At 74.1% G+C, this 23,846-nt stretch carries 20 protein-coding genes; 11 read left to right on the top strand and 9 right to left on the bottom strand.

Annotation, left to right across the window (positions count from 1 at the left end; translation table 11 throughout):
* The first annotated feature begins 157 nt into the window (after nucleotides 1-157).
* From ACQBJO_RS11710 to ACQBJO_RS11735, 6 genes are read left to right on the top strand one after another with little or no spacing between them, the layout of a single operon-like run.
* The gene (locus ACQBJO_RS11710; protein WP_421007437.1) at nucleotides 158-748 is read left to right on the top strand and encodes a biotin transporter BioY; all 591 of its coding nucleotides are present in this window, start codon (nucleotides 158-160) and stop codon (nucleotides 746-748) included.
* Nucleotides 735-1,712: an AMP-binding protein gene (locus ACQBJO_RS11715; RefSeq protein ID WP_421007438.1), complete on the top strand. Its 978-nt coding sequence runs from the start codon at nucleotides 735-737 to the stop codon at nucleotides 1,710-1,712. The genes ACQBJO_RS11710 and ACQBJO_RS11715 overlap by 14 nt, the downstream gene beginning before the upstream one ends.
* Nucleotides 1,709-2,860 (top strand): thiolase family protein, encoded by a 1,152-nt coding sequence (locus tag ACQBJO_RS11720; RefSeq protein ID WP_421007439.1) that lies wholly within the window; start codon nucleotides 1,709-1,711, stop codon nucleotides 2,858-2,860. Before ACQBJO_RS11715 ends, ACQBJO_RS11720 begins: the two co-directional genes overlap by 4 nt.
* Nucleotides 2,854-3,543, top strand: a complete 690-nt coding sequence (locus ACQBJO_RS11725) for an energy-coupling factor ABC transporter ATP-binding protein (RefSeq protein WP_421007440.1) — start codon at nucleotides 2,854-2,856, stop codon at nucleotides 3,541-3,543. Before ACQBJO_RS11720 ends, ACQBJO_RS11725 begins: the two co-directional genes overlap by 7 nt.
* A complete protein-coding gene (locus ACQBJO_RS11730; protein ID WP_421007441.1) occupies nucleotides 3,540-4,136 on the top strand; it encodes an energy-coupling factor transporter transmembrane component T family protein in 597 nt (198 codons plus the stop codon). The genes ACQBJO_RS11725 and ACQBJO_RS11730 overlap by 4 nt, the downstream gene beginning before the upstream one ends.
* Before the next feature lie 52 nt (nucleotides 4,137-4,188).
* Nucleotides 4,189-8,424 (top strand): FtsK/SpoIIIE domain-containing protein, encoded by a 4,236-nt coding sequence (locus ACQBJO_RS11735; protein WP_421007442.1) that lies wholly within the window; start codon nucleotides 4,189-4,191, stop codon nucleotides 8,422-8,424.
* Nucleotides 8,425-8,543: 119 nt separating this feature from the next.
* Here ACQBJO_RS11735 and ACQBJO_RS11740 read toward each other — a convergent pair whose 3' ends face one another.
* A complete protein-coding gene (locus tag ACQBJO_RS11740; RefSeq protein WP_421007443.1) occupies nucleotides 8,544-10,247 on the bottom strand; it encodes an amidase in 1,704 nt (567 codons plus the stop codon).
* The gene (locus ACQBJO_RS11745) at nucleotides 10,247-10,645 is read right to left on the bottom strand and encodes a hypothetical protein (RefSeq protein ID WP_255183989.1); all 399 of its coding nucleotides are present in this window, start codon (nucleotides 10,643-10,645) and stop codon (nucleotides 10,247-10,249) included. The genes ACQBJO_RS11740 and ACQBJO_RS11745 overlap by 1 nt, the downstream gene beginning before the upstream one ends.
* Before the next feature lie 198 nt (nucleotides 10,646-10,843).
* Between ACQBJO_RS11745 and ACQBJO_RS11750 the strand changes: the two genes are divergently transcribed.
* A complete protein-coding gene (locus ACQBJO_RS11750) occupies nucleotides 10,844-11,092 on the top strand; it encodes a WhiB family transcriptional regulator (RefSeq protein WP_007925026.1) in 249 nt (82 codons plus the stop codon).
* A gap of 74 nt (nucleotides 11,093-11,166) precedes the next feature.
* Here the strand turns inward: ACQBJO_RS11750 and ACQBJO_RS11755 are convergent, their stop codons facing one another.
* Complete coding sequence (locus ACQBJO_RS11755) at nucleotides 11,167-12,627, bottom strand: sensor histidine kinase (RefSeq protein ID WP_421007444.1); 1,461 nt, start codon at nucleotides 12,625-12,627, stop codon at nucleotides 11,167-11,169.
* Between the two features lie 42 nt (nucleotides 12,628-12,669).
* Nucleotides 12,670-17,454, bottom strand: coding sequence for an NAD-glutamate dehydrogenase (locus ACQBJO_RS11760; RefSeq protein WP_421007445.1), 4,785 nt, complete (start codon nucleotides 17,452-17,454; stop codon nucleotides 12,670-12,672).
* Between the two features lie 184 nt (nucleotides 17,455-17,638).
* Between ACQBJO_RS11760 and ACQBJO_RS11765 the strand changes: the two genes are divergently transcribed.
* The 3 genes from ACQBJO_RS11765 to ACQBJO_RS11775 are packed head-to-tail and all read left to right on the top strand — an operon-like array spanning nucleotide 17,639 to nucleotide 18,969.
* The gene (locus ACQBJO_RS11765) at nucleotides 17,639-17,938 is read left to right on the top strand and encodes a hypothetical protein (RefSeq protein ID WP_421007446.1); all 300 of its coding nucleotides are present in this window, start codon (nucleotides 17,639-17,641) and stop codon (nucleotides 17,936-17,938) included.
* Nucleotides 17,935-18,456, top strand: coding sequence for a WXG100 family type VII secretion target (locus tag ACQBJO_RS11770; protein WP_421007447.1), 522 nt, complete (start codon nucleotides 17,935-17,937; stop codon nucleotides 18,454-18,456). The genes ACQBJO_RS11765 and ACQBJO_RS11770 overlap by 4 nt, the downstream gene beginning before the upstream one ends.
* 30 nt (nucleotides 18,457-18,486) lie before the next feature.
* Complete coding sequence (locus tag ACQBJO_RS11775) at nucleotides 18,487-18,969, top strand: DUF2505 domain-containing protein (RefSeq protein WP_421007448.1); 483 nt, start codon at nucleotides 18,487-18,489, stop codon at nucleotides 18,967-18,969.
* 75 nt (nucleotides 18,970-19,044) lie between these two features.
* Here ACQBJO_RS11775 and ACQBJO_RS11780 read toward each other — a convergent pair whose 3' ends face one another.
* From ACQBJO_RS11780 to ACQBJO_RS11795, 4 genes are all read right to left on the bottom strand, one after another.
* Nucleotides 19,045-19,431, bottom strand: a complete 387-nt coding sequence (locus ACQBJO_RS11780) for a DUF6912 family protein (RefSeq protein WP_421007449.1) — start codon at nucleotides 19,429-19,431, stop codon at nucleotides 19,045-19,047.
* Nucleotides 19,431-20,852 (bottom strand): WS/DGAT/MGAT family O-acyltransferase, encoded by a 1,422-nt coding sequence (locus tag ACQBJO_RS11785; protein ID WP_421007450.1) that lies wholly within the window; start codon nucleotides 20,850-20,852, stop codon nucleotides 19,431-19,433. The genes ACQBJO_RS11780 and ACQBJO_RS11785 overlap by 1 nt, the downstream gene beginning before the upstream one ends.
* 112 nt (nucleotides 20,853-20,964) lie before the next feature.
* Complete coding sequence (locus ACQBJO_RS11790) at nucleotides 20,965-22,272, bottom strand: AAA family ATPase (protein ID WP_421007451.1); 1,308 nt, start codon at nucleotides 22,270-22,272, stop codon at nucleotides 20,965-20,967.
* Entirely contained in the window at nucleotides 22,272-22,943 is a 672-nt protein-coding gene (locus tag ACQBJO_RS11795; protein WP_421007452.1) for an SAF domain-containing protein, read from the bottom strand. The genes ACQBJO_RS11790 and ACQBJO_RS11795 overlap by 1 nt, the downstream gene beginning before the upstream one ends.
* Before the next feature lie 122 nt (nucleotides 22,944-23,065).
* On the opposite strand from ACQBJO_RS11795, the gene ACQBJO_RS11800 reads away from it, so the two are divergent.
* Nucleotides 23,066-23,281 carry a helix-turn-helix domain-containing protein gene (locus ACQBJO_RS11800; protein WP_255183999.1) on the top strand — a complete coding sequence of 72 codons (216 nt, stop codon included), beginning with the start codon at nucleotides 23,066-23,068 and terminating at the stop codon, nucleotides 23,279-23,281.
* A 4-nt stretch (nucleotides 23,282-23,285) separates the two neighbouring features.
* Here the strand turns inward: ACQBJO_RS11800 and ACQBJO_RS11805 are convergent, their stop codons facing one another.
* Nucleotides 23,286-23,825 carry a hypothetical protein gene (locus ACQBJO_RS11805; RefSeq protein WP_421007453.1) on the bottom strand — a complete coding sequence of 180 codons (540 nt, stop codon included), beginning with the start codon at nucleotides 23,823-23,825 and terminating at the stop codon, nucleotides 23,286-23,288.
* Between the last annotated feature and the right edge of the window lie 21 nt (nucleotides 23,826-23,846).

The following is a 23,846-nucleotide window of genomic DNA, read 5'->3' on the forward strand; positions in this document are numbered from 1 at the left end:
GAACCTCCCCGGTCCACTGGGCCACGACGGTACTGAAATCAGGGCGATCCGCATCTCGAGAATCCACAGGCCCGCCCGCACCGCTTGCTGAACGGTGTTCAGAAATCGCTCGGAACCGTGCCATGATCGGCGCCGAACCCCGACCGAGAGGCCCACCGTGTCCACCCAGCGCTCCACCGGCCGTGACCTGGCGCAGGTCGCCGTCTTCGCCGGCATCATCGCCGTCCTCGGCCTGATCCCGGCCATCGCCCCCTTCGGCAATGCCGTCCCGATCACCGCGCAGTCGCTGGGCATCATGCTCGCCGGCGCGATCCTCGGCGCCCGCCGCGGCGCCCTGGCCGTCCTCGTCCTGCTCGCCCTCGTCGCCCTCGGCCTGCCGCTGCTCGCCGGTGGCCGCGGCGGACTGGCGGTCTTCGCCGGGCCGAGCGTCGGCTACCTGATCGGCTGGCCGATCGCGGCGTGGGCGGTCGGTGCGATGACCCAGGCGATGGGCACGCCCTATCGCACCGCCGTCGGCATCGGGATCAACGTCCTCGGCGGCGTCCTCCTGCTCAACCTCCTCGGCGTCATCGGCATGGTCCTGCGCGCCGACCTGTCCGTGAGCGCCGCGCTCGTGGCCGCCGCCCCCTTCGTCCCGGGTGACCTCGCCAAGGCCGTCATCGCCGCCGTCGTCGCGAAGGGGGTGCACGCGGCCTACCCGGGTCTGATCCGCGCCCGACGCACGGCCCGAGAGGATGCCGTCGCCTGAGGTCCACGTCCTGGCGGCGGCGGACCCGGTCGCGGCCTTCGTCGAGGCCGACCAGCAGGGGCGGCTCGTCGCCCTGCCGACCTCCGGCACGTCCGGTCGCCCCCGGACCGTCGTGCGGACGACGGCGTCGTGGACCGACTCCTTCGCCTCGCTCGCCGGGCTCACCGGCATCACCGCTGCGAGCCGGGTGTGGGTGCCCGGCCCGGCCACCGCGACGATGAACCTCTTCGCCACCGTCCACGCCCGCTGGGCCGGCGCGCGCCTCGCCCCGAGCCTCGCCGAGGCGACCCATGCGCACCTGACGCCGACCTCCCTTCGTCGGCTGCTGGCGGACGGGGCCGACCTCGCCGGCCGCACCCTCGTCGTCGCCGGTGACCGCGTCGACGAGGCGACCGCCGCGGCGGTGACGACCGCGGGTGGGCGGCTGCACCACTACTACGGGGCGGCGGAGCTGTCCTTCGTCGCGTGGGGCGAGCACGCGGGCGACCTGCGGCCCTTCCCGGGCGTCGACGTGCAGGCGCGCGACGGCGAGCTGTGGGTCCGCTCCCCCTATGTCAGCGCCGGCTACCTCGAGCCGGGCCACGAGCTGCGAGGCGAAGGGGGCTGGGTCACCGTCGGCGACCGCGGCGAGGTCGTCGACGGTCGCGTCGTCGTCCACGGACGTGCCGGCGGGATCACGACGGCCGGTGCCACCGTGCGGGTCGCCGACATCGAGGGCGTGCTGCGTCCCCTGACGCGCGGTGACGTGGTCGTCGTCGGGCTGCCGCACCCCGACCTCGGTGAGGTCGTCGCCGCAGCCGTGACCGATGCTGGTGACGTGCAGCGCCTCACCTCCCTCGCCCGCGAGCACCTCGCTCCCGCCCAGCGGCCGCGCCGCTGGCTGCACCTGCCCGCCCTCCCCCGCACCCGTCACGACAAGGTCGACCGCGACGCCGTCCGCGAGGCTCTGGAGGCGGCCCGATGAGCGCCCCAGTCATCATCGCCGCGGCCCGCTCGGCCATCGGCACCGCCGGGCGCTCACTCGCCGGGGTCACCGCCGACCGGCTCGCCGGCCCCGTCCTCGCCGCGACCCTCGCCCGCTCCGGCCTGGCGCCGGAGGAGATCACCGACGTCGTGCTCGGCAACTGCATGGGCCCCGGGGGCGACGTGGCCCGCTCCGCGTCGCTGGCGGCCGGTCTGCCCGTCACCGTCCCCGCGCTCACCGTCGACCGGCAGTGCGCGAGCGGCCTGGCCGCGATCGACGTCGCCGCCTCGCTCGTGCGCGGGGGCGCCAGCGCCGTGCTCGCGGGCGGCGTGGAGTCGGTGAGCACGGCCCCGTGGCGGCACTGGCCGCCCGTCGACGGTGCCGATCCGGTGCGCTACGAGCGGGCTCCCTTCGCGCCGGCGGGGTGGGATGACCCCGAGATGGGCGTGGCCAACGACCTGCTCGCGCAGGAGGCCTGCGTCACCCGCGAGCGCCAGGACGAGTACGCAGCCCGGTCGCACGCGCGTGCGGTGGCCGCCCGGGATGCGGGGGCCTTCGACGCGGAGGTCGTCGCCGTCGCCGGCGTGACCCGCGACGACCGGCCCAGGGCGACGCTCACGGTCGACAAGCTGGCGCGGCTGCGGCCGGCCTTCCGCGACGAAGGGAGCGTGACCGCCGGCAACTCCTGCGGCATCAGCGACGGCGCCGCCGCCGTCGCGGTCGTCGACGCGGCGACCCACGAACGACTGGGCGTGCCCGGGCTGCGCATCCTCGCCACGGCGACGGCCGGCGTCGAGCCGAGCCGACCCGGCCGCGGGCTCGTCCCCGCGACGCGGGCAGCCCTGCAGCGCAGCGGGATCGGGCTCGACGACCTCGACGCCATCGAGATCAACGAAGCCTTCGCCGGGCAGGTCCTCGCGTGCTGCGACGAGCTGGGGGTCGACCCCCTTCGCGTGTGTGCGCAGGGTGGGGCGCTGGCGCTGGGCCACCCGTGGGGCGCCTCCGGGGCCGTGCTCGTCGTGCGGCTCTTCCACCAGCTGGTGGGATCTTCGTTCCCTGAGGTGCGGAGCCTCGAAGGGCGACTCGGCCTCGCGGCGATCGCCGCCGGCGGCGGGCAGGGAGTGGCGATGGTGGTGCAGGCATGCTGATCGACGTGCGCGACGTGACGCACGGCTTCGACGGCGGCGCGCCGGTGCTGCGCGACGTGACCGTGCGGCTGACCGAGCAGCGGGTCGGGGTCATCGGGGCCAACGGGTCCGGCAAGTCGACCTTCGCCCGGATGCTCAACGGGCTCGTCGTGCCCGAGCAGGGCACGGTTACGCTCGACGGTCTCGACACCGCGCGGCAGGGCAAGGAGGTGCGGCGGCGGGTCGGCTTCTGCTTCACCGACCCCGACGCGCAGATCGTCATGCCGACCGTTGCCGAGGACGTCGCCTTCAGCCTCCGACGAAGGGGGCTGACCCGCGCCGAGGTCGACACCCGGGTCGAGGCCGCCCTGGCCGCCCACGGCCTCGCCGGTCGCGGCGACCACCCGGCGCACCTGCTGAGCGGCGGGCAGAAGCAGCTGCTCGCCCTGGCCGCCGTACTCGTCACCGAGCCCGACCTGCTCGTCATGGACGAGCCGACGACGCTGCTCGACATCCGCAACGCGCGCCGGGTCGCCGACGTCGTGCGGGGCCTGCCCCAGCAGGTCGTCCTCGTGACCCACCACCTCGACCTGCTCGCGGACTTCGACCGGGTGCTCGTCTTCGACCGCAGCCGCCTCGTGCACGACGGCCCGCCCGCCGACGCGATCGCCCACTACCTCGGGCTCATGGACGACGACCGGTGATCGGGCTCTACCGCGAGGGCGACTCCCTCCTGCACCGGCTGCCGGCCGGGGCGAAGCTCCTCGCGCTGCTGCTCGTGGGTGTGGCCTCCCCCTTCGTCCGCTCGCCGCTGGTCACCGGCGGCGCGCTGCTCGTGGTGCTGGTCGGCTACGCCGTGGCGCGGATGCCGGTGCGGGTGCTGCTGCAGATGCTGCGGCCGCTGCTGCTCGTCATGGTGCCGCTGGCGGTCTTCCAGACGGTCGTGGCGGGGTGGCAGCGGGCCGTCGTCATCGTCGGGGTGCTCGTCGCGCTCGTGCTGCTGGCCAACCTCGTGACGCTGACGACCCGCACCACCGACCTCATCGACGTCGTCGTGCGGGCGAGCGGCCCGCTGCGGCGGGTCGGGGTCAACCCCGAGCGGGTGGGCCTGATGCTGCAGCTGGCGATCCGCGCCGTGCCGCAGGTCATCGACCTGGGGCGGCGGGTGCGCGAGGCGCAGCACGCGCGGGGTCTGGCCGCCAGCCCCCGGGCCTTCGCCGTGCCGCTCATCGTCGGCGCGTTGCGGCGGGCGGATGCGATGGGTGATGCGCTGGCCGCGCGGGGCCTCGACGACTGACCCTGTGGACAACTCTCGGCGGCGCTGACCCGGATCGACCTACGGTGCCGTCATGCAGCTGCGGATGACGATCATCGACACCGGCAGCGGGGGGCCCGAGACGATCGACGTGCGCGCCGAGGCGCACCACACGCTCAGCGACCTGCTCGCTGCGACCGGGCACGCCGCCGCGACCGCCACCGTCCGCGGCGAGGCCCTCGCGCCCGATGCTCCGCTCGGGCTGCCACCCCTGCTCGACGGGGCCGAGCTCATCGTCGGCGCCGCGGATCCCGCTGCGGCAGAGGCGAGCCGCTCCCCCCTTCGCCTGGTGTCGGTGAGCGGACCCGACGCCGGACGCACCCTGGAGCTCACGCCCGGGCGGCACACCATCGGCCGGGGCGATGCCGCGACGATGCGGGTCGCCGACGACGCGCTCTCCCGGGAGCACGTCGAGCTGACCGTCGACCGCGACGGCGTCCACGTCCGCGACCTCGGCACGACGAACGGCACCACCGTCGACGACGCGCCCCTGCCCAGCGACGGCGCCCGCGTCCGCTCCGGCAGCCGGGTGGTCGCCGGGCACACGACCTTCGCCGTCGAGGCCCACCGCCCCCGACCCGCCCGACGCACCCCGAGCGGCGACGGGACCCTCGCGGTCAACCCCACGCCCCACCTGCCCCAGCCGACGGCACCCGCGACCATCCGGGTCCCGCTCGAGCCGACCGCCGGCGCGCGCCGCCGCATCCCGTGGCTCATGGTGCTGCTGCCGCTGCCCTTCGCCGGGCTGCTCGCGGTCTTCTTCGGGCCGCGGATGCTGCTCTTCGGCCTGCTCTCACCGCTGCTCGTCCTCGGCTCCACCCTGTCCGACCGCACGACCTCGCGCCGCGAGCACCGCGAGGCCCACGCCCAGTGGGTCCGCGACCGGGCCGTCACGGGTAAGCGCCTCGCCGCCGCCCTGCGCGCCGAACGACGCCACCGCCTGCGGTCGGCACCCGACGCGTCGGCGCTGCTCGACGCAGCCCGCGGGGACTCGGCACGCCTGTGGGAGAGGCGCCCCCAGCACGACGAGCACCTGTGCCTGCGGCTCGGTCTCGGCGCCCTGCCCGCGACGATCGAGGTCGAGCACCGCGCCGGTGCCCGCGAGCACCCCGTGCTCGACGACGTGCCCCTGTGCGTCGACCTCGCCGAGGTCGGCGTGCTCGGCATCGCCGGCCCGCGGGCCACCCGCGACCGGCTCGCCCGGCACCTGCTCGGCCAGCTCACCACGCTCCACTCGCACCACGACGTGCAGGTGAGCGTCGTCGGGGACGACGACGGGTGGTGGTCCCCCTTCGCCGGGCTGGTCCACCTGCGGGCCCACGACGACGTGCCCGGGTCGGCACGCGTCGCCACCGGCCGCGAGTCCGGGGCCGCGCTGCTCGCCGGCCTGGCCCACGTCGCCGCCGAACGTGCCGCCACCGCACCCGAGCGCCGTCGCGAGGGCGACCCGGTGCCCGTGGCCCACGTCGTCGTGGTCGACGGTGTCGGTGACCGGCGCACCGACCCCGGCCTGCGCACGATCATGAGCGAAGGGGGTCCCGCCCGCGTCCTCGTCATCGCCCTCGCCGACACCCTCGACCAGCTGCCGCACGAGGCCCGCGCTGTCGCCGCCCTGGACGGCGACCGGGTGCGGCTGCTCGTCGCCGGTCAGGAGGCGGCGAGCGGTGTCGTCGACGGCACCGGTGATGCGTGGGCACGGCGCCTCGCCGCGGCCCTGACCCCGCTGCGCGACGCCACCCCCGACGCGCAGGGCGGGGCGCTGCCCGGCGGCGCACGGCTGGTCGACCTGCTCGACCTCTCCCCCGACGACGCGGATGCGATTCGAGACAGGTGGCACGGACCCTTCGAGACGGCCGCGGGCGGCCTCCGGGCCCTGAGGAACGAGTCCGCGCAGCGGGCGAGTGTCTCGAAGGGCAGGGAACGACGTGTGGATCTCGAGGTCACCGTCGGGGCGGCGGGCGACGGGGACTTCCGCATCGACCTGCGTCGCGACGGGCCGCACGCGCTCGTCGCGGGCACGACCGGATCGGGCAAGTCCGAGTTCCTCCAGAGCTGGGTCGCCTCCCTCGCGGCGCACCTGTCGCCGCAGGAGATGACCTTCGTCCTCGTCGACTACAAGGGCGGGGCGGCCTTCGCCGAGTGCGCGCGGCTGCCGCACACGGTCGGCATGCTCACCGACCTCGACCCGGCCGCGGCCGAACGCGCCCTGACCAGCCTCGACGCCGAGCTGACCCGCCGCGAGCACGTCCTCGCCGCGTCGGGGGCCAAGGACATCGACGACCACCGGGGCGACCCGCTGCCCCGGCTGATGATCGTCATCGACGAGTTCCGCATGCTCGCCGAGGAGCAGCCCGACGTCATGGCCCACCTCATGCGCATCGCTGCCGTCGGCCGCTCGCTCGGCGTGCACCTCGTGCTCGCCACCCAGCGCCCCGGCGGCATCGTCTCGGCGGACATCAAGGCCAACGTCAACCTGCGCATCGCGCTGCGCGTGCGCGACCGCGCCGACAGCGACGACGTCATCGGTTGCCCCGACGCGGCCGAGATCCCCGAGACTGCCCCCGGCCGGGCCCTGGCGAGTACCGGTGGTGGTCCGCCGCGCGCCTTCCAGACCGGCCGGGTCGCCGGGCACGCCGCCGGTGTCGGCGGTGCGCTGCTCGTGCGCCTCCCCGGCGAGGCCTGGCCTACGCCGCCCGTCGTCGACGACCTCGGGCCGACCGACCTGCAGCGTCTCGTGCGCACGATGACCCGGGTGGCGCAGTCGCTGGCCATCCCGGCACCCCACCGACCCTGGCTGCCGCCGCTGCCGGAGAGCATCGAGGCGGCGCGGCTGCCCGACGACGAGGTGACGGGGGCTCCCTTCGGCCTCGTGGACCTGCCGGCGCAGCAGCGCCAGTCACCGCTGGAGTGGGCGACCACCGACGGTCACTGGATGCTCGTCGGCGGTCCCGGCTCCGGTCGGACCACGGCCCTCGCCTCGCTCGTCACCGCTGCCACGCAACGGTGGTCGGCGGACCGGCTGCAGGTGCAGGTCGTCGGTGACGGGTCCGCGCGGCTGGCCGGGCTGTCCGCCTTGCCGCACGTCGGGAGCATCGTCGACGGGGAGGAGGCGACAGTCGTGGGCCGCTTCCTCGAGCGCCTCGCGTCCGACCTCTCGGCGCGGCGAGCAGCGTTGCGGGCCAGCGGTCACCCGACCCTCGACGCGTGGTGGGCCACCCACGAGCGCGAAGGGGGTCCGCCTCCCCCGCCGCACCTGCTCCTGGCGATCGACGGCTGGGGCCGGGTGACGCGGCCGCGGGGCTCGCTCGACCTCGGTGAGACGGCCGAGACCCTCGAGACGCTCATGCGCGACGGCGTCGCCCTCGGGCTGCGCGTCGTCGTCGCAGGTGGCCGCGAGCTGCTGTCCGGCCGGGTCTCCTCCCTCGTCGGCACCCGCCTCGTGCTGCACCTGAGCGACCGGGGCGATGCCGCCCTGGCCGGACTCACCCGCAACGAGGTCTCGGACCGGCTCGTCCCCGGTCGGGCTCGGCTCCAGCCGGGCGGCGACCTCGTGCAGGTGGCGCTGCCGTCACTTGCCCCCTCTGGAGGGGGCGAAGCGGCCGCACCCCCGTGGGTCGTCGAGGAGCTGCCCGGGTCGGTGCCGCTCGACGTGCTGCCCGCAGCGCCGCGGGAGCGGATCCCGCTCGGGCTCGGCGGCTCCGGTCGCGACCCGGTGGTGTGGCGCACCGACGGCGCGCGGCGGTTCCTCGTCTGCGGCCCGCCGCGCAGCGGTCGCTCGACGGCGCTGTCACTGCTCGCCCGCCAGGTGGTCGCCTCCGGGCAGCCACTCGTCGTCATCGGCTCGGGGGCGATCGCCGACGGGCTCGACTGCCCGGTCCTCGGTGCGGATGACCGGGACGAGCTGATCGCCCTGCGCCAGCAGCACCCCGACCTCGCGGTCATCGCCGACGACCTCGACCGGCTCGAGGGCGCACCCGTCGCCGACGTGCTCAAGGAGATCCTGCGTCGTCTCGACGCCGACCGCGGGCTGGTCATCGGCGCGACGGCCACCCAGACGGCCGTCGGCCAGGTGCGCGGGCTGGTCTCCGACCTCGCGCGCACCCGCACCGGCCTGCTCCTCCAGCCGTCGGCCCGGTCAGACGGCGACGCGCTCGGCCTGCGGGTCCCGCCCCTGCCGCGCGTGGCCGGTCGGGGATACCTCGTCGTCGACGGGCGAGCGGATGAGGTGCAGGTCGCGCTTCCGCGGGTCGAGGTAACAGCGACCGGATAGACGGTCGGGGATACCTCCACCCGCCTGCTAGGGCGCTCGGGGCACCTACCAGTCGAGGTGCCAGCGACCGGATAGACGGTCGGGGATACCTCGACCCACTCAGCCGGGGGCCGGCGCGCTCACTCCAGCCGCGGCGTGCGCGGGGGCTCGGTGCGCCGCTGGCCCGTCGACTCGAAGGCCGCAGCGATCGCCAGCAGGCGGTTGTCGTCCCAGCCGCGACCGGCGAAGGTCAGCCCGATCGGCATGCCGATGTCGCTCATCGTGCCCATCGGCACGGTGACCGTCGGGATCCCGAGGTGACGGGGCACGAGGTTGCCGTTGGCCACCCACACGCCATTGCGCCACGCGAGGTCTGCCGACTCCTCACGCACGTCCGCATCGGCCGGCCCGACATCGGCCACCGCCGGGAAGATCACCGCGTCGAGCCCCAGGTCGTCCATCCACGCCTCGAGGTCGACGCGGCGCGTCTCCTCCAGGCCACGCAGACCCCCTTCGAGCAGGGGCAGGGCCGTGACGTCCTCGACCACCCCTGCCTGCCGCGCCCGGGTGACGTAGTCGGCGAGGTCGAAGTCGAGCTCGCCGTAGCGGTCGGGCAGCGCGCCCTCGGGGTGCGGGAAGATCCGCGGGCCGTCGACGTCGGCGAGCCGGTGCAGGGCGGGGTCGCCGTTGGCCCGCAGGAAGGTCTCCCACCCCCACATCGACTGCTCCCAGATCTCCTCCTCGAGATAGCCCTCCGGCAGCAGCCCACGCGTCGCGATCGTCGGCGCACCGGCACGGTCGCCGTCGTAGTTGGACACCACGGGGAAGTCGGTCTCGACGACCTCCGCCCCCGCCGCCTCGAGATCCGCCCTCGCCGCCGCGAAGAGCTCCAGCGAGCTCGGTCGCGGCACGATCCGCTCGCCGATCGGCCCGCCGAAGCCGACGCCGGTGCCCGCCTCCTCGTCGGTGCCGAGGTACATCCGCGGCACGCCGAGCCGCAGCCCACGCAGCGGCGCGGCACCATCCGCGGCGAGCGCCCGATAGGACGCCGGCCGCACCTGCGAGGCCGCGGGCACCTCGACCCACGGCTGGGTCCGCCACAGGTCACCCGTGGTGTCCGGGTCGTCTGCGACGACGACGTCGAGCACCTCGAGCAGGTCGGCCATCGTGCGCGCGTGCGGCACGACGACGTCCATCGACGGCACGAGCGGCCAGTTGCCCCGCACCGAGATCACGCCCCGCGAGGGCGTGTAGGCGCACAGCGCGTTGTTGCTCGCCGGCGCCCGCCCGGAGGACCAGGTTTCCTCCCCCAGGCCGAAGGCCGCGAAGCTCGCCGCCGTCGCCGTCCCCGAGCCGTTGGAGCTGCCGGAGCCGAAGGCCGCGGTGAGGTAGTCGCCGTTGTAGGGGCTCTCGGCCCGGCCGTAGACCCCGCGCTGCATGCCGCCGTTGGCCATCGGCGGCATGTTCGTCAGGCCGATGAGCACCGCACCGACGCCGCGCAGCCGCTCGATGGTGAAGGCATCGCGCTGAGCGACGAGGTCGGCGAAGGCCGGCGACCCGCTGGCACAGGTGAGCCCGGTGGCCAGGTAGGAGTCCTTGGCCGTGTACGGGATGCCGTCGAGCGGGCCGAGGGTCTCCCCCTGCGCCCGGCGGGCATCGCTGGCGCGGGCATCGTCGAGGGCCGCGGGGTTGGGCACGACGACGGCGTTGAGCCGTGGGCCGGCGGAGTCGTAGGCCTCGATGCGGGCCAGGTAGGCGCGGACGAGCTCCTCGCTCGTCGTCTCCCCCGACTCCAGCGCAGCACGAAGGGAGGCGATGCTCGCCTCGACGACGTCGAAGCCCATCACGCCACCCCGTCCGGCAGGTGCGGCGAGGGCGCCATGAGCGCCGCGACGGCCCCGGCGAGCGCCAGGGCCGCGAGCCCGAGGCCGAACCACAGGCCGTTGGTCTGGGCCAGGGTCCAGGCGGCGGGCAGGAGCAGGACGTTCCACACGATCGTCGGGCTGCGGGGCCACAGCGCGCCCTTGACCCATGCCCCGGCGAGGACGGCGAGCAGGATCGCGAAGATGATCGCGACGACCATCGACATCGACGCGGTGCTCGGGTCCTCGGCCCGCCCGTCGGCCAGCTCGAGCCCGTAGATCGCGGCCGTCGCGAGGAGCAGAAGGGCCTCGACGGCGCTCACCGCGGCGGCGGCGAGGGCAGGTGGTGTGGGGCGCGAAGGGGGGTTGCTCGGGGTCACGTCCTGCAGCGTAGGTGACCCAACACACGCCGTGCGGGAACAAAGCCGTCGTCCCACACTGTTGGCATACGCCGCAGTAGCGTGAACAATGATGTGTGTTTTGGGTCGTGGACGCCCCGGCGGGCATGACCCAACGTCGGCCCCGGCCAGCAACACACAGCGTGCACGACCTCCCCGACGACAAGGAGCACCACCCCCATGGATTGGCGCGACCGCGCAGCGTGTCTCGACGAAGATCCCGAGCTCTTCTTCCCCATCGGCAACACCGGCCCAGCGATCGCGCAGATCGAAGAGGCCAAGAAGGTGTGCCGCCGGTGCGAGGTCGTCGACACCTGCCTGAAGTGGGCCATCGAGTCCGGCCAGGACGCCGGCGTCTGGGGTGGCCTCTCCGAGGACGAGCGCCGCGCGCTCAAGCGTCGCAAGGCCCGCGCCCGCCGCGCCGGCTGACGTCCACCCCCTGACCGCGCCGTCTCCGAGCACCCGCTCGGGGGCGGTTTCGTCATGTCCGCGACGGTGCCAGGTCAGCCGTCGACCGGCCGCAGCCGCGCGCTGAAGCGCACCCGGGTGCCGCGGGGCTCGGCATCGTCCCAGCGAATCTGCCCGCCGAGGTCGTGGACCATCGAGGTGACGATGCGCGTGCCCAGGCCCGCCTTGCTCGGGCGAAATCCCGTCGGCAGACCCTGCCCGTCGTCGACGACGGTGACCCGCAGGATATCGACGTCGCCCTCGGTGCTGCGCTCGGCCTCGACCGAGACCGTTCCGCCCTCGGGCACCCCGTGCTCGACGGCGTTCTGGATCAGCTCGCTGAGGATCAGCCCGACGGCCGTCGCGTCCTCGGCCCGCATCATCCCGAAGGACCCCGCGAAGCGGGAGTCGATCGCCCCCGTCGTGCGCGCCACCTCGACGATCGCACGCAGACCGCGCACCGCGACGTCGTCGAAGTCCAGCGCCTCGGCGAATCCGGTGCTCAGCGCCTCGTAGATCATGGCGATCACCCCGACCCGACGGACCGCCTCGTCCAGGGCCGTGCGGGCGACCCCGTCGGGCACCCGTCGCGACTGCATCCGCAGCAGGGCGGCGACGGTCTGCAGGTTGTTCTTGACCCGGTGGTGGATCTCCCGGATCGTCTGGTCCTTGGTCATCAGCTCGTCGCCGCGCCGCCGCAGCTCGGAGACGTCGCGCGCGAGGACGATCGCGCCGTGCCGCTCGCGGCCGTGCATGAGCGGCACCGCCCGCAGCGCGAGCGCAGCGCCGTTGGCGGCGAGATCGGAGCGCCACGCGGCCCGACCCATGGCGACGAGGGCCAGCCCCTCGTCGAGCTGCCCCGGCTGCCCGGCGACACCGCTGATCACCTGGAGCAGGACCTCGCCCTCGATCGGGCCCTGGTGACCGAGCTTGCGGATCGCGCTGAGCGCATTGGGCGAGGCGTAGTGCACGACACCCGCGACGTCGAGCCGCATGACGCCGTCACCGACGCGGGGTGCGCCCCGGCGGGCAGCGCTCGGTGACCCGGTCGTCGGCCACGTGCCCTCGGCGACCATGAGGAAGAGCTCGTCGCTCATGTGACCGTAGCTCTCCTCGAGGCGCGTCTGCGGCCGACCGCTGTCGAGCTGGTCGTGCACGCTGAGCACGCCGATCATGCGACCGGCCCGACGCACCGGGCGAGCCCGCTCGTGGAGCAGGTCCTGCCCGCGCTCGCGCACGTGCTCGCTCTGCCCGTCGCGCACCGCCCGGCTCACGAGGTCCCCGAAGACCGCCGCCTCACCCTGGCCGACGATGTCCTCGACGAAGACCATCGGGCCGGTCATGGGGCGGGTGTGCGCGGCGGCGACCCACCCCTCCTCGCGCGGGAGCCACAGCACGAGGTCGCTGAAGGACAGGTCGGCGAGCAGGTGCCAGTCCTCGACGAGCAGGTGGAGCCACTCGGTGTCCGCAGCCTCGAGGCCGGGGGTGGTCCGCAGGAAGTCCGACAGTGTCCGCACGTCGCGATCCTAGTGACGTGCGGACACTGCCGGACCGGGTGATCAGCGGGTGACCGAGCGCAGCGTGCGCAGCGCGACCGAGAGCGCGGCGACCCCCGGCGAGGGCAGCTGGCGGATCCCGGCGAGCTGGGTCTGCACGCGCTCGACGGCCTCGTCGTGCTCGCGCGACCACTCCGCGAGCCGGGCCGAGGCGTCGCCGCCCTCACGCTCGAGCACGGCACTCGTCAGCGACTGGAGGGTCGCGTAGAGGTCGTCGCGCAGGGCGCCGCGGGCCATGGCATCCCACTGCTCATCACGGGGCAGGCGGGTGACCATGATGAGCAGCTCGTCGATGCCGAAGGTCTCGGAGACCTGGTAGTAGGTCTCGGCGACCTCGAGCAGCTCGCGGCCGCTCTCGTGCGCCATGTCGACGATGTCGAGCACGGAGTAGAGGTCGAGCAGGATCGCGGTGCGCCGGGCGAGGTCGCTCGGCACGCCCGCGTCGACGAGGTCCTGCGTCTTGCGCCCGAGACGCTCCGCCTGGGAGCCGCGCAGCAGGTCGGGGATCTGCGGCGCCAGCGTCGAGACCGGCTCGCCGAAGCGCTCGATCTCGCCGGTCACGTCGAGCTTGCCCGCGCGGTTGGCGAGGAACCACCGCACCGCGCGGTCCATGAGCCGGCGCAGCTCGAGGTAGAGCCGGGTCTGGGTCTGCGTCGGCACGACGTTGTCGAGCGCCTCGACTCGGGCGACGAAGTCGTCGAGGCCGAAGATCCGCCGGGCCACGAGGAAGGCTCGCGCCACCTGCGCTGACGTCGCGCTCGTCTCCTCGACGGCCCGCTGGACGAAGGTGATGCCGCCCCGGTTGACGAGGTCGTTGGCGACGGCGGTCGTCACGATCTCCCGACGAAGGGGGTGTGCCTGCAGCTCGTCGTGGAAGCGCTCGCGCAGCGGCGTCGGGAAGTAGTCCGTCAGCTGTCGCTCGGTCGCCGGGTCGTCGGGCAGGTCGGAGTCGAGCAGGTCGGACTTGAGCGCCAGCTTCGAGTAGGCGAGCAGGACCGACAGCTCCGGCGAGGACAGGCCCTGACCGGCGTCGAGGCGGTCGTGCACCTCGGAGCTGCTCGGGAGGAACTCCAGCTCGCGGTCGAGCTCGCCCCGCTCGGTGAGGGACTCCATGAGCCGCTCGTGGACGACGAGCATGTCGCCGTGCTGGGCGCGGGCATTGCCGAGCAGCACGTTCTGCTCGTAGTTGTCGCGCAGGACCTGGTCGGCGACCTCGTCGGTCATCGACGCGAGCAGCTCGACGCGGGCGTCCTCGTCGAGGGAGCCGCGGCGGATCGCCTCGCCGAGCAGGATCTTGATGTTGACCTCGTGGTCGGAGGTGTCGACGCCGGCGGAGTTGTCGACGGCGTCGGTGTTGACGCGCACGCCCGCCCCGGCCGCCTCGATCCGGCCGCGCTGGGTGGCACCCAGGTTGCCCCCTTCGCCGATGACGCGGGCACGGACCTGCCCGCCGTCGACGCGGATGGCGTCGTTGGCCCGGTCCCCCACCTCGGCGTGGGACTCGTCGGCGGCCTTGACATAGGTGCCGATGCCGCCGTTCCACAGCAGGTCGACGGGCGCCTGGAGGATGAGGTGGATCAGCTCGGTGGGCGTCATCGACGTCGCCCCGTCGAGTCCGAGCGCGGCCGCTGCCTGCTCGCTCACGGGGATCGCCTTCGCGCTGCGCGACCAGACCCCGCCGCCCTCGCTGATCAGGGAGCGGTCGTAGTCGTCCCACGTGCTGCGCGGCAGGTCGAAGAGCCGGCGGCGCTCGGCGAAGGAGGCCGCCGCGTCGGGCTGCGGGTCGATGAAGACGTGCAGGTGGTTGAAGGCCGCGACGAGGCGGATGTGCTCGGACAGCAGCATGCCGTTGCCGAAGACGTCACCGCTCATGTCGCCGATGCCGACGACGGTGAAGTCCTCGGTCTGCGTGTCGTGGCCGAGCTCGCGGAAGTGCCGCTTGACCGACTCCCACGCGCCGCGCGCGGTGATGCCCATGCCCTTGTGGTCGTAGCCGACCGAGCCGCCGGAGGCGAAGGCGTCGTCGAGCCAGAAGCCGTACTCACGGGCGATCGAGTTGGCCAGGTCGGAGAAGGTCGCCGTGCCCTTGTCGGCGGCGACGACGAGGTAGGAGTCGTCACCGTCGTGCCGCACGACCCGCTCGGGCGGCACGATCGCGCCGTCGACGCGGTTGTCGGTCACGTCGAGCAGGCCGGAGATGAAGGCCCGGTAGGCCGAACGGCCCGCCTCCATCCACGCCTCGCGGTCGACCGACGGGTCGGGCAGCTGCTTGCCGAAGAAGCCGCCCTTGCTGCCCGTCGGGACGATGACGGCATTCTTGACCATCTGCGCCTTGACGAGGCCGAGGACCTCGGTGCGGAAGTCGTCGCGCCGGTCGCTCCAGCGCAGGCCGCCGCGGGCCACCGCGCCGAAGCGCAGGTGGACGCCCTCGACCTGCGGGCTGTGCACCCAGATCTCGAAGGCCGGGTGCGGCTTGGGCATGTCGGGCACGCGGGCCGGCTCGAGCTTGAGCGAGATCCGCGGCAGCGGCTCCCCCTGCGCGTCCCGGACGAAGTAGCTCGTGCGCAGCGTCGCGGCCATGACGCCGACGAAGGCCCGGATGATCCGGTCGTGCTCGAGGGAGGTGACCTCCTCGAGCGCGTCGTGGATGCGCTGGGTCACCTCGGCCTCGGCAGCGGTCCGCTCGTCATCGGCGAGGCCGCCGTAGCGCTCGGGGTCGAAGCGGGTCTCGAAGAGCTCGACGAGGTCGCGGGCGATCTCGTGGTTGTCGACGAGCGCGGCCTCGAGGCTGGTCTGCCCCCAGCTGCCGCCGGCCTGGCGCAGGTAGCGGCCGATGGCCCGCAGCAGCGCCACCTGCCGCCAGGTGAGCCCGGCACGGATGACGAGCGCGTTGAAGCCGTCGGACTCGGTGCGCCCGGCGCGCACGGCGATGACCGTGGACTCGACGAGCTCGCGCAGGTCCTCGTGGCTGCGCGACTCCCACAGGGCGGCGTCGGGCACCCGCAGGCTCATGTCGTAGACGCCGGCGGTGACCCCGTCGGCACGGGTGAGCGTGTAGGGCTCCTCCTCGATGACCTGGGTGCCGAGGTCGCGGAAGATCGGCATGAGGTCGTCGAGGATCAGCTCGTCGAGGCTGAAGAGCTTGATCCGGCGGATGCGCGGGTCCTCGCCGCCGCCGTGGCCGCGACGGGGGTCGTAGAGAGCACAGGCGAAGGGGGTGTCCGTACCGAGGCGGACGAGGTTCTTCAGGTCCGCCACGGCCTGGGCGGCGTCGAAGTCGTCCTCGTAGTCGACGGGGAATCCGCCGGCCCACGGGGCGATGAGCTCGCCCGCGACCTCGGACCCGACGAGCTCGTCGGCGCGCCGCACGAGGCGCTCCTCCCACGTCAGGGTCGCGTCGGCGACCGCACGCTCGAGGTGGCGCTGGGCCTCGCCGATGGGCATGTGGACGCCCTGCGAGCCGCGCAGGATGTAGTAGAGCCGGGCCATCGGCTCCTCGGAGACGTGCGCGGTGAAGCTGACCTCGTCCGCGCCCGTCGCCTCGCGCAGCTCGTCCTCGACGCGGTGCCGCACCGTCGTCGTGTAGCGGTCGCGGGGCAGGTAGATGATCGCGGAGACGAACTGCCTGCCGGTGTCGAGCCGCAGGAAGGTCGCCGTGCGCATCCGGTGGACCATCTTGAGGATCGAGGTGACGACCTGGCTGAGGTGCGCGACCGGCGCCTGGAAGAGCTCGTCGCGGGGGAAGGTCTCGAAGAGGCGCATCGCGAAGGCACCCGAGTGGCTGTCGCGGGCCCAGCCGGAGTCGGCGAGGATCTGCTGCACCTTGTCGGAGATGAGCGGGATCGTCAGCACCGAGCTCGTGTAGGCGGTGGACGCGAAGAGCCCGGCGAGACGGCGTTCGACGAGCCGGCCCTCGGCGTCGCGGAAGCGCACGGCGATGAGGTCGGGGTGGGCGACGCGGTGCACCGGCAGCACGGCGTGCGACTTGCCGATCGCGAGGCAGTCGACGTCCTCGCCGCCGCCCCCGAGCGGCGTGATCGCCTCGGCGGTCGTGTCCTCGCGCAGCACGCCCAGGCCGCTGCCGGCCATGGGAGTGATCTCGCCGCCGTCGATGGTGTGGTCGCGCGAGCCGATGAAGGTGAAGTGGTCGTCGACGAGCCAGCGCAGGAACTCCGCGGCCGCGGTCTGCGACTCGCTGCTGCCGACGCCGCGCCCCTCGTCGAGCGCGGTCACGAGCTCCCCCACCGCCGCCGACATCTGGTCCCAGTCGTCGACCGCGGCGGCGACCGCGTCGACGACCTCGGAGACGCGGTCCTCGACGATCGCCATGTCGCAGCGGTCGGCGAGCTCGATCCGGATCCACGACTCGTCGTGCAGGTCGGCGTCGGGGTGCGGCGTGCGCGGGTCGGCGTCGAGCACCTCGACGAGTCGACCCTCGGCGTCGCGGCGGACGACGAAGAGCGGGTGGATGAGCAGGGAGACCCCGATGCCCTCGGCCCCGAGCTCACCCAGGACCGAGTCGACGAGGAAGGGCCGGTCGGAGGTCACGATGTGCAGCACGCCGTCGGCGGCCCGGACGATCGACTCACCCGGCGCCCGCGTCGCCGCCACCTCACGATGGCTGGTGGCCATCGCCACCAGGTCGTCGACGGAGCGGCCACCCAGGGCCGTCGCGTCGACATGTCGCAGGTACCGCTCGACGAAGGGGGCGTCCGCGCCGGCCGCGGTGGCGGCGTCGGCAAGAGGGCCTTCGGTGTCGGTGGCGGGGTGGGCAGGCAACTGTGCCATGGATGGGCGTCCTCGGTCGCGTCGTCACGTGTCGCGGGACCTCGTCGTCCCGCTCACGACGAGCGTAGCCCCCTATGACACGCGTCACGTGCACCCCCCACAGCGGGTCCGGCAGGGGCGGCGCGCGGCCCCTGTGGACGGCCTCCGACCCCGGGACCACGCCCGTCGCTAGGCTGACCGGACCATGCCCCCTTCGCACCCTCGCCCCGAGGACATCCAGGTGCTCGCCGACGCCCTGTCCGCCACGGGCGAGCACACTGCGGCCGCCGGCGAGCTGCTGCTCGACCACCTCGTGACCGTCGGGGACCACGCGACCCAGCAGGCGCTCGACGCCATGGTCGACGACGCCGTCGACGGCCTCCGCGAGATCTCGGCGGGCTGCCGCGAGCTGGCGCTCTCCCTCGGACCAGTGGCCACCCGGGCCAGCGCCTCCGACCGTGCCACGGGCACCGGGACCCGACCACAGGTGCGGGAGCTGCGATGAGCCACCCCCTGCTGGGCGACCCCGGCTCGCTGAGCGCTCTGGCGGCCTCCCTGCGGAGCCGCGCCGTGGTGCTGCACGCCGATGCGCAGGCCCTGCGCCTGGCTCTGGCCGATGCCTCGGCGGGCTGGCGCGGTCCGACCGCCCTCGAGCGACGCCGGCGGGCCGAGCAGCTCGCCGAGGCCACGTCGGCCACGGCCGACGCCATGGACGCGTGCGGCCGCAGCCTGCACTCGACCGCCACCGAGTTCGCCGAGGCGATCGCCCGCCTGCGGGCGATCGAGGAGGAGGCACAGGCCGCTGGCCTGGCCGTGCGTGACGGCTCGGTCGAGCGTGGCTGGGGCATCGCGGGCGTCGCCGACGCCCGCTCGGTCGAGCAGTCCGAGCGACTGCGCGAGTCCCTGCAGGAGCGCATCCACCAGGTCGTGTCGGTCCTCGGCCGCCACCGCGCGCTGCTCGCTGCCGAGTGCGCTCGGGCGAGCGAGCTGCTGCGCTCGACGAGCACAGCGCTGCGCTCCTGACTCCGGGGCCCGCAGCGCTAGCGTGTGCCCATGAGGATCACCCGTGAGGCCGCCCTGCCCGCCGGCGTCGAGGACGCCTTCGCCGTCGTCGAGTCGCAGGACTACCAGGAGGCCAAGGTCGAGCCGCTCCCCGGATCGACGGCGACGGTGACGCGCACCGGTGACGACGTCGTCGTGCAGACCACCCGGGTGCTGCCGACGGCCGGCATGCCGGGCCCGGTCGTCTCGATGGTCGGCGACACGCTGCGGATCGACGAGCAGCAGACCTGGCACCCGCCGACCGCCGACGGCTCGCGGCGCGCCGACGTCGACCTCACGGTCGCCGGGGTGCCGCTGCGCATGCGCGGCACCATCGACCTCTCCCCCGACGGCGCCGGGTCGCGCCTGGCCTTCGCCGGCGACCTGACCTGCTCGATCCCGCTCATGGGCAAGAAGGTCGAGCAGGCGGCCCAGCCGGCCGTCGTCGACTCGATCGACGCCGAGGTCCGCCTGCTGACCGAGCGCCTCGCCTGACTCGCCCGCGCCACACGATGGCGAAACCCTGCAAGACCCTAGGGTTTTGCAGGGTTTCGCCGTCGCGCGGGGGGCCTACTCGGCGGCGAGGTCGGCGAGCTCGGTGACGTCGTACCAGAGCAGGTCGTCGTAGCCGGCGCCGACCTCCCCTTCGTCCTCCTCGACGTGGAAGCTCACGACGTCGGCGAGGTCGACGACGACGGCCGTGTCGAGCCGGCCGGTGTCACCGGTGCCCGGCGCGTCCGGCAGGTCCGCCGAGGCGACGACGCGACGCCCGGCACCGAGGTCGCGGGCGGCGTCGAGCGCCTGGCACATCGCCTCGAACTCGAGGTCCTCCTCGTCGGCCGTCGGGTCGAGGGCGCGGACCGCGTCCGTCACGGCGAAGGGGGTGCGCTCCGGCAGTCGTCCCGGGGCCGGCACCGCCGCGAGCTCACCAAGGAGCATCGGCACGTAGACGCGCATCAGGCACGCCCCCTCGGGGCCGAGCGCAGCTCGGCGAGCGCGTCGTCGATGGAGCGGGCGAGCACGTCGAGGTCGGCCATCGAGTCACGGTCACCCGTGAGCCCGTAGTAGACCTTGCCGTCGTAGGAGGTCAGGCCGATCGACAGGCCCTGGCCGCGACCGAGCGGCATGACCGGATAGGTCTCGATGAGCTGGCAGCCCTCGACCTCCAGTGACTGCTGGGGGCCGGGGACGTTGGTGATGACGAGGTTGAAGAGCCGTCGGCTCATGGCACTGCCGAGCCGGGCCCCGAGCGTGTGCAGGGTCGGCGGGGCGAAGCCTCCGATGCCGGCCAGCGACGTCGCACCGACCCCCTCGACGGAGGTCGACTCGATCTGCTGGCGCATGGCGAAGGCGATCTGGTGCAGCCGCATCGACGGCGTGTTCTCCCCGATCGGCAGGTCGATGAAGCACGCGGCCATGGCGTTGTCGGTGAGCGGGTCGCCGGACCCGTCGACGATGCTCAGCGGCACCATGACCCGCAGGGTCGTCGTCGCGGTGACCGGCAGACCGCGGGTCTGCATCCAGGCGCGCAGGGCGCCGGTGATCGTCGCGAGGACGACGTCGTTGATCGACACGTCGTCGACGTAGCGGCCGCGGGTGAGGCGGCTGCGGATCTTGCGGTAGTCGTCGAGGTCGGTCTGCACCATGACATAGCGCCGAGCAGCCCCGACGGTGGTGCGCAGCGGTGAGCTCGGGGCGGGACGGGTCCCGACGCGGGCGAGGGTCGAGGCGACCCGGCCGGCCGTCGCGGTGAGGTCCCGACCGGTCTGGGAGACGTCGCGGAGGCCGGAGCCGATGCCGCGCACGACACGTGCGGGGTTGAGGACCGAGCCGAGCAGCGCGTCGGTCACCATGCGCACGTCGGAGGGGGCCTTGCGCGGCTCGCCGGCCCGATCGTCGACGGGCACGGCGTCGGGGTCGATGAGCAGCTGGGCGAGGTCGACCGCGTGGATGCCGTCGACCATCGCCTGGTGCGCCTTCGTCACGACGGCGAAGCGGCCACCCTCGAGGCCCTCGACGAAGTAGGCCTCCCAGAGCGGACGGTCACGGTCGAGCGGTCGGGCCATGATCCGGCCGATGAAGTCCTCGAGGTCGGCCGCGCCACCCGGCGCCGGGATCGCCGAGCGACGCACGTGGTAGCCGATGTCGAAGTGCGCGTCGTCGACCCACACGGGGTTGTCGATCCTCGCCGGCACCTCGCGGATGTGCTGGCGGTAGCGCGAGTGCCCGGCGATGCGGTCCCCGACCACGGCGACGAAGCGGTCGTAGTCGAAGCCCTCGGCGGACGGCTCGAAGACCATGACCGACCCCACGTGCATGGGCAGTGTCGGCTCCTCCAGGTAGAGGAAGGACGCGTCGAGGGCTCCGAGTCTGTTCACCACGGGCTCATCGTGGCACGTGCGCCGCACCGGTGGCAGGCCCGACCACGACGAGTGATCCGCGTCGTGCCCCCGCGCGGCTCGGGCGGACCGACCTCGCGTGCGGCCGCACTCAGGCGCGTCGCAGCAGCCGACGCCGCGGACCGGCGGGGGCCGAGGGTGCCGCGACGCCGAGCAGGTCGGCCGCGAGCCCGGCGATCGCTGCCCGCAGCGGACTGCCCGGGGCGGCCTCGACGAGGGTGTGCCCGGCGAGCACGGCGGCGTCGACCGCCGCCTGGTCGTCGGGCAGGAAGGTGATGTCCTCCAGCCCCGCGAAGCGCTCCATCGACTCGGCGACCCGGCGCCGCGGGTCGGGGCCAACGGATCCGGCGCGCAGCCGGTTGACCACCGGCCGCGGTGTCGGCGAGGCCACCTGACCGACGGCCTGCACGGCCCGCACCATGCGCTGCAGGCCGACCGGGTCGGCGGCACCGACGAGCAGCAGCTCGTCGGCCTCCGCGAGCGCGGTCAGCGTCGTCGCGTTGCGACGTGGCGCGGTGGTGTCGTAGCTGAGCTCCTCGTCGTCCTCGATGCCGAAGCCGCAGTCGAGCACGACGACGGGCGCCAGCGACCGGCACAGCTCGATGATCTGCTCGACCGCCGCGGCCCGCACCTCGGGCCAGCGGCTCGGGGTCGGGATGCCGGTGACGACGCGAAACCGTGGCGAGACCTCGACCGCGAGCCGGGCCAGGGCGGGCAGGTCGAGCGTGCCGAGCTCCGAGGCGCGGGCCGCGGCCGCGATGCCGGGCGCCTCGTCGAGCACGCTGAGCAGCTGGGCGACGGCGGCGCCGTAGGTGTCGAGGTCGACGAGCACGACCGGTCGGCCGAGGGCGGCCAGCTCGCTGGCGAGGTTGACAGCGAGCGTGCTGCGACCGGGTGCCCCGGTCGGCCCCCAGACCGCGACGACGCGGCCGCGCGCGGGCGGCGCCTGCGGGTCGGGCGTCGCGTCGGTGACCGGGGCGATGGGGGCGGTCGGCGGGTCCTCCCCCGGCCAGGTCTCCTGCGCACCACCGGCGAAGGGAGCGCCCGTCACCGCGGCCGAGGTGAGGACGTCGACGAGGTCCTCGCGCGGGGTGCCCACGTGCACGTATCGCTCGATGCCGAGCTGGCGCAGGTGCCGCTCGGGAGCCTCCTGCCCGTCGGGGCCGGCGCCGACGACGGCCACGCCCGCCGCCCGCAGGTGGGCCAGCGCGTCGCGGTCGAGGCCGCGCAGGTCGGCCGAGACGAGGGCGACGTCGCCCAGTCCGGCGGAGGCGGCGGCGAGCAGGTCGGCGAGGTCGACGCAGCGCCGACCGACGGTGACGCCGGGCAGCTGGCCGACGACCTCGACCATGCGGCCCTCCCAGTCGTGGCCGAGGGCGGTGAGGACCGTGGTCGCCATCAGTCGCGGGCCTCGGGGCTGCCGGCCTCGATCGCGAGGCGGATCGGGGTGTCCCGGGTGTCGCGGGAGAGCAGGTCGGTGACCTTGTCCGCCGGCACGACGATGATCACCGACGAGCGCGACCCGCTGCTCATGACGCCGCCGCTGCGCGGCAGCTCGTGGACCGTGGCGCGACGGATGAACTCCTCGTACTCCGGCTCGTCGCTGCCAGCCGGCGCGTCCTCCCCCTTCGCCCGCGGGGTGGCGGTGAAGACGGTCACCCGCGACCCCTTGACGAGGTTGCTCAGGTAGGCGGGGTCGACGTGGACCGCGACCCGCTGCACGTCGAGCTCGGTGGGGTTGACCACCGCCGCGCGCGGCACGAGCTCGCCCTCGCGGACCTCGCGGTCGACGACGGCGCCGTTGGGCAGGCGTTCGTTGGACATCAGGTAGTCGCCCTGGGCGTCGCCGAGCTGGACGTCGACCCGCTGGAGGTCGCTCTCCTCGATCGTCTGGCCGGGGGTGAGCGGACCGGCGGCGGCCCACATGCCGACGCGGTCGTCGGCCGCGCTCATGGCCACGGCGCCGATGACGATCGAGAGCAGCACGAGCAGGATCCCGACGAGCAGGCGGGTGTCCTTCCACGAGGGCTTGGTCAGGCGGCGCGCGGTGGGTGTGGGCAGGGCGCTCACGGTGGTCCTTCGGCTCGGGGTGGCGGGCTGCCAGCATCATGCCCCGGGAGGGCCGACCTCGCCCGTCGGCTGTCCACAGGGGGTGCGGGGAGGTGCGCCTCGGCGGTGGCAGACTGGTCCGCATGCCACGCAAGTTCGTCCCGCTCACCGAGGTCTCCGAGGTCCTCGGGGTCTCCGCCGCACAGGCCTATGCCCTCGTGCGCAGCGGTGAGCTGCCGGCGATCAAGGTCGGTGGCCGCGGGCAGTGGCGGGTCGAGGTCGACGAGCTCGACGCCTACATCGAGCGGATGTACGCGCAGACCCGCGAGTTCGTCGCCAAGGGCGGCCGCGAGGCCTGATCGGTCAGGCCGACCCGACGAGGGCGACGGCCGCGAAGGGGACGACCCGCTCCCCCAGCACGTGCTCGGCCCGCCGCGGGCTGTCCACCGGGTGCTCGGCGATCTCGAAGGCGTCGGCGCCCACCGCATCGATCGTGCCCTGCACGGTGCCACCGTCGACGTCGACGACGACCACCGCACGACGGTCCCGGCTGATCCCCCGCAGCGCGGAGCCGATGCCAAATCGCCGCGCCCGGGTGTCGTCGCGGGGCCGCCCGAGCCCGGAGATGCCCAAGACGGCGCCGGTCGCGACGAGCCTCTGGCGGCCGGTCGGCTCGACGAGCAGCAGCCAGCCGTCACCACTGTCCTCGAGGACCCCGCGGACCACCGTGCCGCCACGCAGCCGCACGACGAGAGCCGATCCGGTGGCACCGACGACCCGCTCGCCGAGGGTGATCTTCGAACGCTCGGTGCGGGTCCGCTCGGCGACCTCGGCGTCGAGCTCGAGCCGCGCCCGGGCAGCCAGCTGCGCCTCGAGGTCGTCGAAGAGCCGGTCCCAGCGCACGCGCCCAATCTAGGTCGCCCT

Origin of the sequence: Janibacter zhangyanbonis (genome assembly GCF_050507325.1) — a bacterium.
GTDB lineage: Bacteria > Actinomycetota > Actinomycetes > Actinomycetales > Dermatophilaceae > Janibacter.

Excerpts from the sequence above, each read along its gene's own strand:
- ACQBJO_RS11715 (WP_421007438.1), top strand. The coding sequence starts at position 735 with ATGCCGTCGCCTGAGGTCCACGTCCTGGCGGCGGCGGACCCGGTCGCG.
- ACQBJO_RS11720 (WP_421007439.1), top strand. The coding sequence starts at position 1,709 with ATGAGCGCCCCAGTCATCATCGCCGCGGCCCGCTCGGCCATCGGCACC.
- ACQBJO_RS11725 (WP_421007440.1), top strand. The coding sequence starts at position 2,854 with ATGCTGATCGACGTGCGCGACGTGACGCACGGCTTCGACGGCGGCGCG.
- ACQBJO_RS11735 (WP_421007442.1), top strand. The coding sequence starts at position 4,189 with ATGCAGCTGCGGATGACGATCATCGACACCGGCAGCGGGGGGCCCGAG.
- ACQBJO_RS11740 (WP_421007443.1), bottom strand. The coding sequence starts at position 10,247 with ATGGGCTTCGACGTCGTCGAGGCGAGCATCGCCTCCCTTCGTGCTGCG.
- ACQBJO_RS11750 (WP_007925026.1), top strand. The coding sequence starts at position 10,844 with ATGGATTGGCGCGACCGCGCAGCGTGTCTCGACGAAGATCCCGAGCTC.
- ACQBJO_RS11760 (WP_421007445.1), bottom strand. The coding sequence starts at position 17,454 with ATGGCACAGTTGCCTGCCCACCCCGCCACCGACACCGAAGGCCCTCTT.
- ACQBJO_RS11765 (WP_421007446.1), top strand. The coding sequence starts at position 17,639 with ATGCCCCCTTCGCACCCTCGCCCCGAGGACATCCAGGTGCTCGCCGAC.
- ACQBJO_RS11770 (WP_421007447.1), top strand. The coding sequence starts at position 17,935 with ATGAGCCACCCCCTGCTGGGCGACCCCGGCTCGCTGAGCGCTCTGGCG.
- ACQBJO_RS11775 (WP_421007448.1), top strand. The coding sequence starts at position 18,487 with ATGAGGATCACCCGTGAGGCCGCCCTGCCCGCCGGCGTCGAGGACGCC.
- ACQBJO_RS11780 (WP_421007449.1), bottom strand. The coding sequence starts at position 19,431 with ATGCGCGTCTACGTGCCGATGCTCCTTGGTGAGCTCGCGGCGGTGCCG.
- ACQBJO_RS11790 (WP_421007451.1), bottom strand. The coding sequence starts at position 22,272 with ATGGCGACCACGGTCCTCACCGCCCTCGGCCACGACTGGGAGGGCCGC.
- ACQBJO_RS11800 (WP_255183999.1), top strand. The coding sequence starts at position 23,066 with ATGCCACGCAAGTTCGTCCCGCTCACCGAGGTCTCCGAGGTCCTCGGG.